Annotated in this window: 7 protein-coding genes and 1 other annotated feature; of the genes, 4 read left to right on the forward strand and 3 right to left on the reverse strand. The window is 40.0% G+C overall.

The genetic code is table 11. The annotated features are described in order from the left end of the window. The first annotated feature begins 65 nt into the window (after positions 1-65). Positions 66-1,307, forward strand: a complete 1,242-nt coding sequence (locus tag V7150_RS08705; protein WP_335516340.1) for an ATP-binding protein — start codon at positions 66-68, stop codon at positions 1,305-1,307. Positions 1,308-1,506: 199 nt separating this feature from the next. Continuing rightward, on the forward strand, positions 1,507-2,844 hold the full coding sequence (locus V7150_RS08710) for an MDR family MFS transporter (protein WP_335516343.1): 1,338 nt from the start codon (positions 1,507-1,509) through the stop codon (positions 2,842-2,844). 51 nt (positions 2,845-2,895) lie between these two features. Here the strand turns inward: V7150_RS08710 and V7150_RS08715 are convergent, their stop codons facing one another. Together V7150_RS08715 and V7150_RS08720 are read right to left on the reverse strand one after the other, a co-directional pair. Beyond that, the gene (locus V7150_RS08715; RefSeq protein ID WP_335516346.1) at positions 2,896-10,983 is read right to left on the reverse strand and encodes a GH36-type glycosyl hydrolase domain-containing protein; all 8,088 of its coding nucleotides are present in this window, start codon (positions 10,981-10,983) and stop codon (positions 2,896-2,898) included. Positions 10,984-11,598: 615 nt separating this feature from the next. Then, positions 11,599-12,120, reverse strand: coding sequence for a cupin domain-containing protein (locus V7150_RS08720; protein WP_335516349.1), 522 nt, complete (start codon positions 12,118-12,120; stop codon positions 11,599-11,601). A 589-nt stretch (positions 12,121-12,709) separates the two neighbouring features. Between V7150_RS08720 and V7150_RS08725 the strand changes: the two genes are divergently transcribed. Continuing rightward, positions 12,710-13,171 carry a GNAT family N-acetyltransferase gene (locus tag V7150_RS08725; protein ID WP_335516352.1) on the forward strand — a complete coding sequence of 154 codons (462 nt, stop codon included), beginning with the start codon at positions 12,710-12,712 and terminating at the stop codon, positions 13,169-13,171. Between the two features lie 77 nt (positions 13,172-13,248). Here the strand turns inward: V7150_RS08725 and V7150_RS08730 are convergent, their stop codons facing one another. Continuing rightward, on the reverse strand, positions 13,249-13,761 hold the full coding sequence (locus V7150_RS08730; protein WP_335516355.1) for a gamma carbonic anhydrase family protein: 513 nt from the start codon (positions 13,759-13,761) through the stop codon (positions 13,249-13,251). A 244-nt stretch (positions 13,762-14,005) separates the two neighbouring features. Further along, positions 14,006-14,256 (forward strand) — a binding site (T-box leader). 116 nt (positions 14,257-14,372) lie between these two features. Here V7150_RS08730 and ilvA point away from each other — a divergent pair. Continuing rightward, positions 14,373-15,638 carry a threonine ammonia-lyase IlvA gene (gene ilvA / locus V7150_RS08735; protein WP_335516358.1) on the forward strand — a complete coding sequence of 422 codons (1,266 nt, stop codon included), beginning with the start codon at positions 14,373-14,375 and terminating at the stop codon, positions 15,636-15,638. Positions 15,639-15,807 lie beyond the last annotated feature (169 nt).

The following is a 15,807-nucleotide window of genomic DNA, read 5'->3' on the forward strand; positions in this document are numbered from 1 at the left end:
GGATAGTAAAGGATGGTGTCGAATTCCTATACCTATAACAATTTACCTAGTAAGCGGGGAGAATTATGAACAGATCGGGTCAAATTATTTTAGTGTTTATTTCAATAGCATTTACCGCCTATCAAAAGATATGGGCTCATAACGCTTTTTTTACAATAGACTTTTTTATTTTTACTTTCATTGCTTGGGTTGTCGGTTGGCAATATGACAAGGCACGATTTTTTGAAAAAAAAGCTCGTGCCAGTGAAGAAAGCTATAAGAAATTAATAGACTCATTACCAGATCCGGTATATATCACCCAAAATCATAAATTTCTTTATGCAAATAATGCTGCTGCTAAGTTAGTTGGAGCCAAAAATAATAAAGAAATAATTGGTAAAAACATTTTTGAATTTATTTTTCCAGAGTATAGTGACCGCTTAATGGAACGATTTAAGCAGATTATGAAAGAGGAACAGCCCGTTAACACGATTGAATACAAAGCAAAACGTTTAGATGGATCGGCATTCTTTTTTGAAGTATCTGCCTTATCTATCGTTTTTGGCGGAAAAGAGGCTATTCTTTCAATTGGAAAGGATATTACTGATAGAAAAGAACAGACGGAACGGATGCTGCAAAAGTCAGAAAAACTGGCACTGTTAGGACAAATGGCAGCAGGTATTGCCCATGAAATACGGAATCCACTTACTTCAATAAAAGGTTTCATTCAGTTATTTAAGGTGAATCAACAAAAAGAGGAATACTTTGATATTGTGCTATCAGAGCTTGAACGGATCAATATCATCGTTGGTGAATTTCTTGTTCTTGCTAAACCAACTGCAGCTGTATATGTTGAAGGGGATGTTAAGGTTTTAATTAAGGATGTTGTTACCTTAATTGGTACTCAATCAATTTTGAATAATGTAGAGATATTCATTGACTTTGAACAGGATTTGCCGAAGATCAGCTGTGAAGAAAATCAGTTGAAGCAGGTTTTTCTAAACCTTTTTAAAAACGCAATTGAGGCCATGCCCCAAGGCGGAAATATTGAGGTAAAGGTGAAGGAAATAGAAGAAGGGAAGATCTCGATTAAAATTATCGATCAGGGTATCGGTATTCCGAAAGAAAGATTGTCAACACTTGGAGAACCCTTTTATACAACAAAGGAAAAAGGAACAGGTCTTGGGCTCATGACCTGCTTTAAAATAATTGAAAGTCATAAAGGAGTGTTAACGATTGAAAGTACAGTAAATGAAGGAACAACAATCGAAATTATTTTACCTACCATTAAACAGCCCTTATTAATAAATGAACAGGTATATGTGTAAGATTTTTTTCGCAGCAAATTGTGCAACCTCTATGGGCGCCACTTTCATGTGGGGTCTTTTTCTTATTTAGAGAGAAGGTCAATACAAATTTAATTAGATTTTAATTATGACATTTTGCTATAATAAAAGTTGTGGAAAATATAAAATGTAAAAAAAAGGAATTAATGATTGTTTTTTTCTTAGCACTTAGGGGGTACTTATGGGGAAAAATAGATATGTATTTTGGGGGCTTGTGATTACGACCCTCATATCGGCGCTTGATGCCAATATTATGCAAACGGCAAGTCCAACCATTGTAAAACAACTCGGTGGCATGGAGTTGTTTGCTTGGATTTTTGTTGTTTACATGTTAGCAAGTACTGTTACAGTACCACTATACGGGAAATTATCGGATATGTATGGCCGGAAAAGGCTGTTAATGATTGCAGTTGGCCTATTTACGATCGGCTCGATTCTTTGCGGAATGGCGAATTCCATGGTAATGCTGATTGTGTTTAGAGGGATTCAAGGCCTTGGAGCCGGAGGAATGATTCCACTCTCGATGATTATCGTTGGAGATTTGTTTACGATTGAAAAACGCGGGAAAATCCAAGCGGTTTTTAGCACCATTTGGGCCATTTCCTCTATCGTAGGTCCCGTTTTGGGTTCTTTTTTTGTTGAAGCCTTGACATGGAGATGGATTTTCTTTATCAATATTCCAATTGGCATAGCCACCGTGCTATGTTTGATCCCCTATCAGGAAAAATTGGAATTTAAAAAGACTTATATCGACTATAAAGGATTCTTTCTATTCGGAATTTCGATTACACTTTTGTTACTGGGCACAAACGTTGAAAATCCTTTTTGGTATCTTGTGATTGGTTTGATCGGTTTGATTGTTTTTGTTTTTGTCGAAAGGAAGGAAGATCATCCGTTTCTTCCTGTTTCCCTTTTTAAAAATAAAGGCATACTTATGACCAATCTTTTCATGTTATTTTACTGTCTATCCTTTTTTGGTACATCGAACTTTATTCCATTATTTTTGCAAGAAGGCAACGATATGAGTATTTATAAAAGCGGGCTGATTTTATTAAGTATTGCAGTTGGCTGGATGTTTGGAAGTACACCGGCAGGGAAGTGGATCATTCGCTTTGGCTACAAAATCTTATTTATCATCGGCAGCTTTATTACTACTGTTTCAGGATTAGCACTTTATTTATTCATTCAGGATATTTCCTATGTTGGACTGTTTCTGATTTTGACTGTTCAGGGTGTTGCCTTTGGTTTATTATTTGCAGTGGGAACGATTGCCTCTCAAGAATTTGCCGAATCGCATATCAAGGGTATGTCGACATCGCTGCAAATCTTTTTAAGAAACATTGGAACATCTATTGGCGTTACCATTATGGGTCTACTCATTAATCATGCGGCAAGTGTTGTCATCGGGATGAAAAACGTATTTCTTTATGCCCTATGTATGAGTCTCATAACCGTCGCGTTAAGCTTTTTAATCCCAGCTAAAACAGCTGCATCTTTAAGTAATGACCACAGCAAATAAGGGGGAGCCACTGGCTCTCCCTTATTTTTCTCCTCTAAATTTTTCTCCAATCTACCCAACAGTACTAGAACGATTCAAACCTAATTGAACGACAACTTTATGTTCTTGGCCGTCATCCACTAGTTGCATAAAGGACTGCTTTCCGACATCTTTGCCGTCAACTACCCATTTCACTGGAACGCCATGGTCTTGTGTACAATCGACCTCAAGTGAATAGGTTGTCTTTCCATAGCGATAGTCGATTGTGAATGATTTCCATTCAGGTGGCACACAAGGTTGTATCGTTAGTTGATCCCCTTGAAGCTTGAGCCCCAATACATACTCTAATCCTGCCTGGTACATCCAGCCGGAAGCTCCGGTGTACCACGACCAGCCCCCCCGGCCTTGATATGGTTTTGCGGTATACACATCAGCTGACATTGCATATGGTTCATTTTCATAAATCTGTACATCACGGAATGTTTTTGTATGTGTGATTGGATTGAGCATGGAAAAAAGCTCAAATGCTTTATCACGCCGCTCTAACATTGCCCATGCGACGATTCCCCATATTACCCCATGTGTATACTGTCCGCCATTTTCACGGATTCCAGGTGGATAACCCTGAATATATCCTGGGCTAGGTTTTGTTACATCAAAGGGTTTTGTTAACAGCCGAGCAAGGTTCAAATCGCGATCGACAAGTTCACGGTCAAACGAAAACATTGCCCGTGATTGTCGGTCAACAGAAGCTCCTTGTGAAATGACAGACCATGACTGGGCGATGGCGTCGATTCGACATTCCTTGTTCTGATTCGATCCCATCCATGTTCCAGCATCTGAAAAAGCTCGGCGAAACCAAGCGCCATCCCAAGCATGATGGTTTAGGTTCTGCTCCAATTCGTGTGCAACCTGTTCAAACTGTAGGACGACATCGTGAGGAACTATATCGTTCCGGAGTCTTGTAAAACGCTTCAGAATATCCAGAAGGAACCAGCCTAGCCACACACTCTCGCCACGCCCCTTAGCACCAATCCTACTCATACCGTCATTCCAGTCCCCAATCCCCATATGCGGAATTCCGTGTTCACCAAAGTTTAAAGAGCGGTGAATGGCTCGGAGGCAATGTTGAAGAAGTGTTCCCATCTCATTGGACACAACAGTATCTTCATACCGCTCCAATTCTCCCTCTTTAAGATCTTCGCTGACCAGAAACGGAACTCTCTCGTTGAGAATGTCGTAATCATATGTCTGTTCTATATAGCGGGATACCGTGTATGGAAGCCATAATAAATCATCTGAAAATCGTGTTCGTATTCCTTTATGCGTTTCTTCGTGCCACCAGTGTTGAACATCGCCTTCTTGATATTGATGGGCAGCATTTATAAGTATTTGCTTCCTTGTAATGGAAGGGTCTACATGTAATAAAGCCAGTGAGTCTTGCAATTGATCACGGAATCCAAACGCACCACCAGCTTGATAAAACGCTGTGCGTGCCCACAAACGACAAGCAAGTGTTTGATATAAGAGCCAGCCGTTCATCATGATATCCATTTCTCGATTTGGCGTCTTAATCTGCACCTGTCCAAGGAAGTGTTTCCAATGATGTGTCACGTTTGCAAGTGTATCCTCATAGGAAGAAGGGAGACCATACCTTCCAATAAGCGAAAGTGCTTCGTCTTTAGAGGATGCACAGCCAAGCAAAATGGTCACCGATATTTCTTCGTCTGCGGGAAGTTCGACCAAAGCCTGAAGTGCTCCACATGTATTAGAAAATGTACCTGTACGGTTTGACAGTTTTTCTTCCAAAAGGGCTAAAGGACATTCCAATGTACCACCATGGCCAATAAATTCAGCCCGGTCACCTGTCCAAGAAATCCGATGTTCCATTTGTTTATTATTACTATCAGGCATTGAAATGTTCATAAAACCGACTGCATCTCGAAATGTCTCTTGGTATGTGTTTCGAGCAAATAGTGCCTTATTTTCCTGATTCCATTCAGTAACGATGTAGGGTGCTTCGGCTTCACGCATTACTCCGAGAACCCACTCGGCATAATAGGTAATGGCAACACGTTTAGCAGTTTGACTAGTGTTTCGCAGTCGGAGCTGGATCAGTTTCAGGGTATCCTTCAATGGAACTATAGTCTCCATTGTATGAACTATATCTCCATCTAGTTGTTCAAACCTAGTAAAACCTTTACCATGAGTGACTTTGTATGTGAACCCGTTACCAGCTGGTTTTGGGGTAGCTGACCAGATTTGATCCGCTTCGAGGTCACGTATATAAAGACATTCCCCAGGTTGATCAAGCACAGGATCATTTCTCCATGGCGTGAGTTTACATTCACGTGAATTGCGCCACCAACTATATCCAGTACCAAATTCAGTCAGTAAACAACCGAAGTTTGGATTTGAGAGGATATTACTCCATGGTCTCGGAAGGAAATTACCATCCTGTACATTAACCAGGTATGCCTGACCATCGTCAATGAAACTGCCCCAACCATTGAAAAATTCACCTTCTGATGAAATACTAACTGTTTGCTTTTTCTGCCGTGTTTTTCGGATTGGAATAGTTCGTTCCTGTATATTCCTTATTTCACCTTCATGAATTTGTAATTGGGCACGTAGGCTTGGACCCCCAGCACGCAGAATGACACGTGACACAGCCATTAGGAGATTTCGTTCACTTTCTTCTAGTTGAGAAGCTTTCAGTCCTATAATTCGCTTCATCTCCCATATTCCTCTTGCTGCTAAATAATCACGTAAACGATTCATAAGTTGGTCCTGATAGCCACCGACGGTCTCATCAAGTACGACGAGATCGATTTCCAATCCAAGCGTACATAAATATTGATGTTGACGTGCTAACAATACTACAAACGCCAAATCGGCTAAATTGTTAACTTTAACCATCACTATTGGCACGTCTCCACTAATTCCATGGGACCATAGGGAAGACTGTCCTAAAGAATTGTTTGCAATTGCATCCTGACGTACTTGAGTGAGAGGTGAAGTATAAAGAAGCCGCCCAGCCAATTGATATGAATCAGACGCCTGCTTCGGAGTCAGGTGGAGATGCCTAAGATTAATTTGCGAACGTACCCATGCTAAATGAAAAGTGCGATCTACTTGCTTCGGTTCACATAATTGATGATTAATGTATAGTGCTTTCTCACGGGTTTCTGCAACACCTGTCACAATATAAACTGTTGCTGATTCCTGTGGTGCCAATTGAATACGGCGTCTCATAACAAATGCAGGATCAGCTACAGAGCCAACAGCCCCATGAAGTAGTGACAACATCGATTTTGGCGATTGAAGTGAATAACCGCGGCCGATAAATTTAGCACGATCTGTCTCGAATTCATATTCTCCTGCCTCAGATCCATCTACAAAGACAGTATGAATTGCCCAGGTTTCCGGCTCATCTTCTTCTCGGGAGCGTCTTTTTGCTAACAGGCATTCGTTTTTTGCATCATGGCTGGTTTCAATAAACAATTTGTTAAATGCTGGATGTGCATGATCTGCAGATGGGCTTGCAAGTGCTAATTCAAGGAATGAGGTCACTTCCAATATTCGTTCCTCGTCACTGTTGTTGATAAGTTGAAGGCGACGAACCTCTGCGTCCACATCTGGTGAAACGGTTAATTCAAGTTTAGATGAAATATCATGATATTCCTGCTCAAAGATGGTTTTATCAAGACGAAACGTCGTTTTCGTGTCTTTTCCTGCATGACAAGGAAATCTTGTCGTGCTCCACGTTTCTTTTGAAGTGGCGTCATGAAGGTAAAGAATAGTACCAGAAGTATTAATGACTGGATCTTCTTTCCATCTAGTGATTGCAAGTCCGTTCCATGTAAGCATCCCGTTTCCATCGTTCGTGTTTACACTTGTTATACGGTTGTTTGACAACACGTTAACTTCCGGTAAAACGGTTGGTTTAGTAAAGGATCGTTCCGCTTGATCAAAATGACCATCAATTGCAGTAAACTTTGCATGGTGGCCAATAGGCTCTTCAATTAACGCAGCTTTACCAGGAATGCGCTCTTGTAATAGTAATTCTGCAGAACATACACGTGGATCGGAATGAAATCTTTTTACCATAATTTCATCCGCTAATAAATTGGTAAGGGTTAGCATACTCATGCCTTGATGGTGGGCCATGTAGCTCTGCACTACTTGATACTGATGACCCTTTGGCATTCTTGCGGTAGTAAAATCAACGGCTTCATAATATCCGAACTCACCCTTAGCCTGAAAATTTTCAAACTTCTGCAATGCTTCGAGTCCAAATTGACCTGCGAAGGGAAGTGCCAAGATTGTAGCATAAGGTGCAACAACTAAGTTCATTTCCAAACCACGATCAAGTCCAAGTCCAGGAACACCAAATGCCCGATACTGATAGTTCAATTGGTAGTCAAAGGCATAATATCCGCTTTCTGATATCCCAAAGGGTACTTGATAATTGCCAGTGTACATCCGTTGGCGATGAACGACACCCCTATAAGTAGAGTCCCAAAGGGTGTTTCGGTATGTCCGCATAATCAGACTCGGCATCAAATACTCAAACATAGTGCCAGACCAAGATAACAACGTCTTACATTTTCCTGAAACGGTCATTGTCCGGCCAAGAGAAAACCAATGAGAAGCTGGAATTTGTCCCAAAGAAATCGCAACAAAACTTGCTTGTCTAGCTTCTGAAGCCAGTAAATCATAAAGAGTAGTGTCTTTTAGGTTTGTATCTACATGGTAACCCAGACAGAACAAGCGCTCATCATCGTTATAGAGCAATTTGAAATTGGTTTGTTCAATTAGTTGGTCAATTTCCTCCGTTATTTTCTCAAGGGTCGTTTTAAAATGGACTTCACGATGACCCCATTCAAGTAAACCTTGCTTTACTACCATTAGATACCCAACAAAATTCCCGGAATCAACCGTAGAAACATATTTAGGGTGGAGAGGCTCAGCTGAACATGTATCGTACCAGTTTAGTAAATGCCCATTCCATTTTTCCATTCTTGCTATTGTTTCCAATGACGAGTCTATTCGTTTGATCATGGTATCCGTGTCTATAAAATTAAAATCACGTGCAGCAACGACACATGCTAAATATAGTCCAATATTGGTCGGTGATGTACGATGGGCGATGACTTCCTTTGGATGGTACTGGACATTGTCGGGCGGCAGCCACGATTCTTCCTCCGTGACATAGCGCGCATAAAATAACCAGATTTTTGATGCTAACTCCTTGAGTTCTGGACGAGCATCATGCAGCCACTTAAGAGATTCTCCTTTTTCCGGTTGGTTCAATTGCTGAATAAAAGGCCGAGCAAGAAGCCAAAAAACAAATGCCAAAGCACCTATAGCTCGATCAAACACTCCGCCTGAAAGCCAAGCTACAACAGCAAATAAGAAAATGACAAAGTAGCCTGCTGGTTCAAATAAAAACACTCGTCCTTTACTTGATCGTCGATCCGTCTCTGCAGCTGTTACCCACTCAAGTAAGTTCCTTCGGCTAATACCCATACGGTAGAGTGTACGGAAAATGGCGTCCACAGAAAGAACAGCAGTAAAGGGTAGCGTTATAAGCTGTACAGCACTTTGCATGAAACTTACGCCAAGGGTGTGATTTAGACTTCTGCCAAGTATGGCTAGGACAAGAGAGCGCAAAAACGGGAGGAAAATCGTTAATACCACGATTGTTTCCCATACCCAAGTTTGACCAGGGAGTGTATTCAAACCAAGTATAGCGACAATTAACAAGGATGGTGCAAGTAGGCTCCGGCGTAAATTATCAACGATTTGCCAGCGGGTCAGTCCTCCCAAAGCAATTCGTTTATTCTCACCATAACGGTCTTTGCATTTTGAACCCAGCCAGTTGATGAGTTGCCAATCTCCACGAATCCATCGATGAGCCCGTTGTTGGTAAGCCAAAAATGTGTTCGGGTGCGACTCGACCACTTCAATATCAGACGTCAGCCCAGCACGCAGAAATCCCCCCTCAAGTAAATCGTGGCTCAGGATATGATGATCAGGTATGCGGCTTACCAGTGTCTTTCGAAACGCCTCCACGTCAAAAATCCCTTTACCGACAAAGATGCCATGTCCAAACAGATCCTGATAGGCATTCGAAACTGCAAAAGCATATGGATCGATCCCAGGTTCACCTGCCCATAATGAAGCGAAACGTGAATTTTGGGTTGACTCAAAACTTACACTTATACTAGGCTGAAGTACACCATATCCTTCGACGACACGAGTTCCATCCTTATTAAAACGTGGTCGGTTGTACGGGAGATGAATCGTACCCGTTAGGCGGCTAACCACGCCGATAGGAAGAAGTGTATCGTAATCAGATGTTAAAACATAACGAATATTCTTTAGAATATCCGTTTGCCCATGTATCGTTGTAAAACTAGTTTGGTCACTGCCTGAAAGTAGCTCAACGAATTCAACTAATTTGCCGCGCTTTCGCTCCCAGCCCTTATAGATATTGTCAACTGAATCATAGAGACGAGATCTATGAAAAAGGAAAAATTTATTATTCCCGTACTGCTTTCGTAAAGCATCAATCCGTTCAACCGCATGAGCGATAATTCCTTCATCAATTGGCATGGACTCGCTTGAAGCATCAAAATAATCTGCCAATATGCCAAAATGAATATTCTGCTGTCGGTTTGCTAGATAGTGAACTAATAGTCTATTGACTACGTCATCCACTTCTTCAATGCTCGACCAAATAATTGGCATAACAACCATGGTTCGAGCATCATCAGGCAGCTTTTCGGAATAATCAAATCTTAGTAGCGGAGTAGGGCGGCAATATTTACAAATAACCTCATGAATAATAGTGATAACCCATTCACTCACAGGCAATACAAGGGCTGCAAAAATAGCAAGCCAAGAAATTGGTCGAACAAACGACCCGAACGCTACCCAGCCCCCAGCTAACGCCATCAAAGCAACAAAGAGTAAAATAATGCTTGAAAAATATACGAACGATGATTGCCGTCGAACAACAAGGTGTGGCAGTACTCTTGGGCGAGCTACCTTACAGAGTTCCTTGCGCATTGCCGAGATTCCGTATGCATCGAGCAAATAATAGGCAAGGGAGGCTTTTCTAGATAGTACATCTGCTTGGTCAGTGTCTTTTTGTTGCGCCTTGGCAAGTCGTACCGCGGTTTGAGCAACTAAAGTTTCTGGAACATTCAATTTCCGTGCAATCTTGGTAACCCGCCCACGAAGGATGTCGCAGCTAGCTAAATCTAGTCGGTCATATTCACTATTTACATCAGACCGCAGAATTTGTTCGATATAAGAAATTCTTGTAAACGTCAATCTCCATGGCAGACGCTCTAAAAAGTGCAAACTTTGTACTAAGTTGCCGCATGTCACCTGCAGTTCAGCCTGAAGCTGATGCTCCAACGAGACCATCTGTTCAAGGCTTGATTCACTATTCTCCACATGGGCCCGAAGCCAGTCATGAACAATTCGAATATTTGGTTCCCATTCACTCAAGTGTTGGACAAAATGAACGATCTCGGCTGGACTAAGTGGTTTTTTACGTGTTTGCCGCTCTAATAAAATGCGTACTTTGGTGTCTGACAAATTCTTTGTTCCAATCTGCTCTAATAGAGAGGTAATGGAATGACACACCTCATGTCGATGTCGAATCCCACGCATCGCTACAGCCAAACGGTGAATGATAATAACTCTTAATGCACTCGGTAACGCCCAACACTCAGCATCCTTGAGGACAGAAACTTCCTGATAAGAGGAAAGGTAAATTTCGAATGAATGTATGTCAAAGCGTCCATCCACATGCTCGAGGTAATCCTTACACAGGGCATATATTCGTGGCATACCCGTAGAGCGCAATTTGGGCAGCTGATTAAGCGTTGCACGTGGTAGTTCACGAAGAACGGCTTGTGCTTGTGTCTCTAAAAAATTGATGTGGTCAAGCAGCCAATCTTCCGCAGGCTGTTTACACTCTACTTTGTTGTTTCCTAAGCGTTCGGCGAATTCGTGCAGGCTGGCCATATCCGATCGAAAAGTAGGCCAATATCGTGTATTCCGCTGTTTAGTTGTATATAATTCATGAGTTAAGGCGATCTCGTGAGCCTTAGCTTTTAATTGATCATTGTTTAAAATCATAATGTCCCCCTTGTAAGTATCCTTAAGAAAATATTCCCTATGTGGCTTCTTTTCATACACAAAAGCAATTGGATTTTCATACGAAAAAACACTATTAGAATAGATCGTATGAAAATTGACAATAGGGTGAGGGAGCAAAAAAATTGCACCATATTTAATATGTTTTTTTAAAAAAACTTAGTTCATCCATGCACTCTAAATGTCCTTTAATCACTAATTGTAGAATTGGGAGCTGCTATATCCAATTTGGCAAAGATGTGGAATTTGATTTAAGATTTACCTAAATGGGAGTATTAATTAGTTAGGCAAATTATTGGGACCAAGTTAATCGTGAAATGTGGAGGAAAGTATTCTTCATTTGTTGCAGGATTGCTGCTAATTGTAATAGGTGTAAAGCAAAGTTATTAAAAGGAAAGGGAACAAAACTAAGTATCTAATGATGTCACCATAAGAGGTGAAGGTGGTAGATCTATTTAACATAAAAATATTATGTAAACTGATTTATTGTTAATATAAATGAAGACCTTCTACTCGAAGGTCTTGCAGTATGTATCGTATAAAGAAATATACAAAAGGGGCAAATCTTAATATGAGCGGTCAGGTGATTATTTACCTTCAATTTGGTATTCTTTTGTACGCTAATTTCAATATGATTTCCTCGTGTTGTGGGTATTTGAGTAAAAGCTCGTCCTGAGTAAACAGTTCAAAGTCTTTGAATTCAAAGCCCGGAGATACCATGCAGCCTACTAATGAAAAGGTGTCTTTATCATTTACTGAGGAACCAAAGATGGAATTCTTTGGAACTAATGCTTGCGGAACCTCACCATTTTCTAAATTCATCCCTAATTTGATTTCCTCATACGCTCCATTTTCATGAATAACATGGATGGTTAAGGGGCTTCCAGCGTGGAAATACCATAGTTCATCCGATTTCAAACGATGAAAATGAGAAACATCATCTGAAGTTAATAGAAAGTAAATACTAGTATAAAGCTTACGTTCCCCTTCAAAATTCACACTTAATTCTGTGTCAGAAATTCGTTCCGTAGATTGATATGTATTTTTGTAGTATCCGCCTTCCGGATGAGGAAGAAGTCCAAGGTTTGATATTAATGAATGTATTTTCTTTTTGCTCATGTCAAAAATCCTTTCCCTATTTCGGTTATATTCCATTTGCAGCATTACGAAAAAACCATACTCATCATACGATACCAAGCAGGATTAATCAAAGCTGGAATAAACCCCATGTAGCTAAAAAGGGAACATAAAAAATAAGTAACGGTTTCTGGCAGTTTAAAATGAGAAAGATATTTTAATGGTTGAACATTAAAAAGGGGCTTATAGTTCCCGTTTTCAGATTGAAACCAAGTTAACGGTCACAATAAAGGGATAATAGTGCCCGTTATTTGCTTTGGAACCAAGTTAACGGTCACAAAAAAGGTTTAATAGTGCCCGTTATCGCGTTGGAACCAAGATAACGGGAACAAATAAGGGCACATAGTGTTCGTTATCGCATTGAAACCTCATATACAGTCACTATAAAATGGGGCTTTTAGTTTAGATTTATACCAATAGTTTTAATCTAAACTTCTAAATCATTTTTAACACCTCTATTTCATTAGGAAACAAACTCCAACCACACCATTTCACTCAAATATTTCCTTCATTATTTCATTTGCAGAGTTCGATTCATATAATGATTGAAATGTATTTTCGAGGTGAAATCATGGATTTAAAAATCACAAGGACAAAAATGCACGAAGCGGAAACACTGTTAAACATCCAAAAAGAGGCCTTTCAATCCGACTTAAAAAAGTATAAGGATTATGACACGAGTCCTGCTGCAGAACTATTAGATTTTTTTAAATATAAAATAAATCATTCTTTTCATTTCACCATTTTCCTTAATGGAAAAATTGCTGGCGGTATATGTATCGTGAAAATAACGGATATACACTATCGCTTGGTTCGAATCTTTCTCAGCCCTAACCTTCAAAATCGAGGATTAGGCAGCAAAATCCTTACTCAAATGGAAAACAAATTCCCACAAGCAAAGGTATGGAGCTTAGACACTCCCAAGGATAATGAGCGGACTCGCCATTTTTACGAAAAATTCGGCTATAAAAAAACGAAGGAAAATAAAATTAATAATCGGTTAACACTAATAGAATACGAAAAAAAGATCTGATTTTTTTAGAGAGAAATAAATCCACCTTTAAGGATTTGGTGGATTTATACATAATGTTCAGAATTTTAATAGGTGATTTATTTAAGTATTTCTCTAAAGTCCTTCCCTTTTTGTACATAGTGCTCGCTTGACAATTGGAGCTTCTGTAAATCCTTTTCAGATAGCTCGCGGACGACTTTCCCTGGTGAACCTAACACGAGGGAGCGGGGCGGTATCTTAATTCCTCCTGCCAGCAGCGTATTGGCACCAATAATACATTCCTCGCCAACTTCCACGTTATCTAAAAGCGTTGATCCCATACCAATAATAGAACATCTGCCGACCTTACAGCCATGCAAAATAACATTATGTCCAATCGTCACATCGTCCTCAATGATGACAGGAAATCCTTCATATAAATGAATAGTGGAATTATCTTGGATACTGCATCTATCACCAATGATAATCGGGCCGTCGTCAGCACGTAACACTGCATTAAACCAAACCGTTGAATCCTTACCAATTTGGACATCACCAATTAAATATGCACCCGGCGCGATAAAAACAGAATCATGAATCGAAGGGAATTTCCCATTATAAGGAATCTTCATTACGAAAACTCTCCATTCATTATCAGAATAATTTAATTTTTATATAATTATAGCACCTAGCTGTTTGTAAATGTAATTGGATTAAAGAAATTAAACATGTGAGTAATAGTGGCAAAAGGAGCAATAGTGGCAACGGTGTCAGGCACCACCAAAATGAAAGCGCTTTATAATTAACAAAATAGTTAAAATAGTCAAAAAATATTGACAGGGTATTTTTTCGATGTTACCCTTATTTAAAATTAAATATGAATCGATGACGAGAAGAGTAGGATATGTTCTTTGTTTCACAGAGAGTCGACGGTTGGTGGGAGTCGACAACAGGGGTATCTGAAAATCATCTCTGAGGTGTATAGCTGAACGGTGTAAGTAAGCTGTACCGGTATGTCCGCCGTTACAATGGAACACGTACAGAAAATGGTACGATGATCGAGAGCCGCAGTTTCTATTTTGAAATTGCGGAAGTAGGGTGGTATCGCGAGCTAACTCGTCCCTATTCCTTTAGGGGCGGGTTTTTTGTTGTTTATAAAACCTTAAAGATTAATTGTATTATGAGATCAATTAAGTTGAAAAATGTCAAAAAAACGGAAGAATAGCTGAGGAGGAATTTGAAAATGAGTCAACAAATTGATAAAAAAGTGTTTAATGTGGAGGATATTATCATTGCCAGCCATACCATAAAGGATGAGATTTCGCCGACACCTCTGCAATACAATCACTTATTGTCGGAACGATACGGCTGTCATGTTTACTTAAAACGGGAGGATTTGCAAAGCGTCCGTTCATTTAAAATCCGCGGGGCTTATAACCGGATCAAAAAGTTGAATAAGGATGAGCTTCAGAATGGCATTATCTGTGCGAGCGCCGGCAATCATGCTCAAGGGGTGGCCTATTCCTGTCACCTTTTAAACATTCATGGCAAGATCTTTATGCCGAGTACAACCCCAAAACAAAAAGTGAATCAAGTTAAATTTTGGGGCAAGGATAGTGTAGAGATTGTATTAACTGGTGATACATTTGATGATGCCTATGAAAAGGCAATGGAATGCAGCCAGGCTGAAAATCGTACATTTATCCACCCGTTTGATGATTTCGATGTAATTGCCGGCCAAGGGACAGTTGCGGTTGAATTGCTTAATGACTGTCCTGAAAAAATTGATTATCTGTTTGCCGCAATTGGCGGCGGGGGCCTCATGGCTGGGGTCGGAACATATTTAAGACATTTTTCACCCTCTACGCAATTAATCGGAGTGGAGCCTCAAGGGGCACCGGGTATGAAGGAATCAATTTTAAAAGGGGAAGTGACCTCACTTAAGGATATTGATCCATTCGTTGACGGTGCTGCGGTAAAAACGGTCGGCTCAAAAACATTTACTATCTGCAAAGAAATTGTTGACGATATTATTGTCGTTCCAGAGGGTAAGGTTTGTACTACACTTTTATCCTTGTATAACGAAAATGCCATTGTTGTGGAACCGACAGGAGCCCTTTCTGTTGCTGCATTAGATACATATGCAGACGAAATTAAAGGCAAAACAGTTGTCTGTATCGTTAGCGGCGGCAACAATGACATTGGAAGGATGCAGGAAATTAAAGAGCGCTCGAAGCTTTATGAAGGACTACAGCATTATTTTATTGTTCAGTTCCCTCAGCGTCCGGGGGCATTACGTGAATTTCTCTTTGATGTTCTTGGACCAAATGATGATATTAGCCATTTTGAATATACGAAAAAGAATAATCGAGAAACGGGACCAGCATTGGTTGGTATCGAATTGAAGGATAAGGAGGATTACCTTCCATTAATCGAACGGATTAAGGCTAAAGGATTTTTACACCGTGAAGTAAATAAAGATAGCACACTATTTCAGATGCTTGTATAGAAGAAAGGGACCATCCAATAAAGTAAGGAATGGTCCTTTTTCATGTTTTTCCTACTTTATACTCTTTTTTTTAATATAGGATACTTAACAAATGAAACATTTATTGTATAATAAAATCTGTGAATAAAATCAGCATTTTAGAAAGTGTTGTTCGTCAGTTAATATAAAT

The organism is Neobacillus drentensis (genome assembly GCF_036965245.1).
In the GTDB taxonomy this organism is placed as follows: domain Bacteria; phylum Bacillota; class Bacilli; order Bacillales; family Cytobacillaceae; genus Neobacillus; species Neobacillus drentensis_G.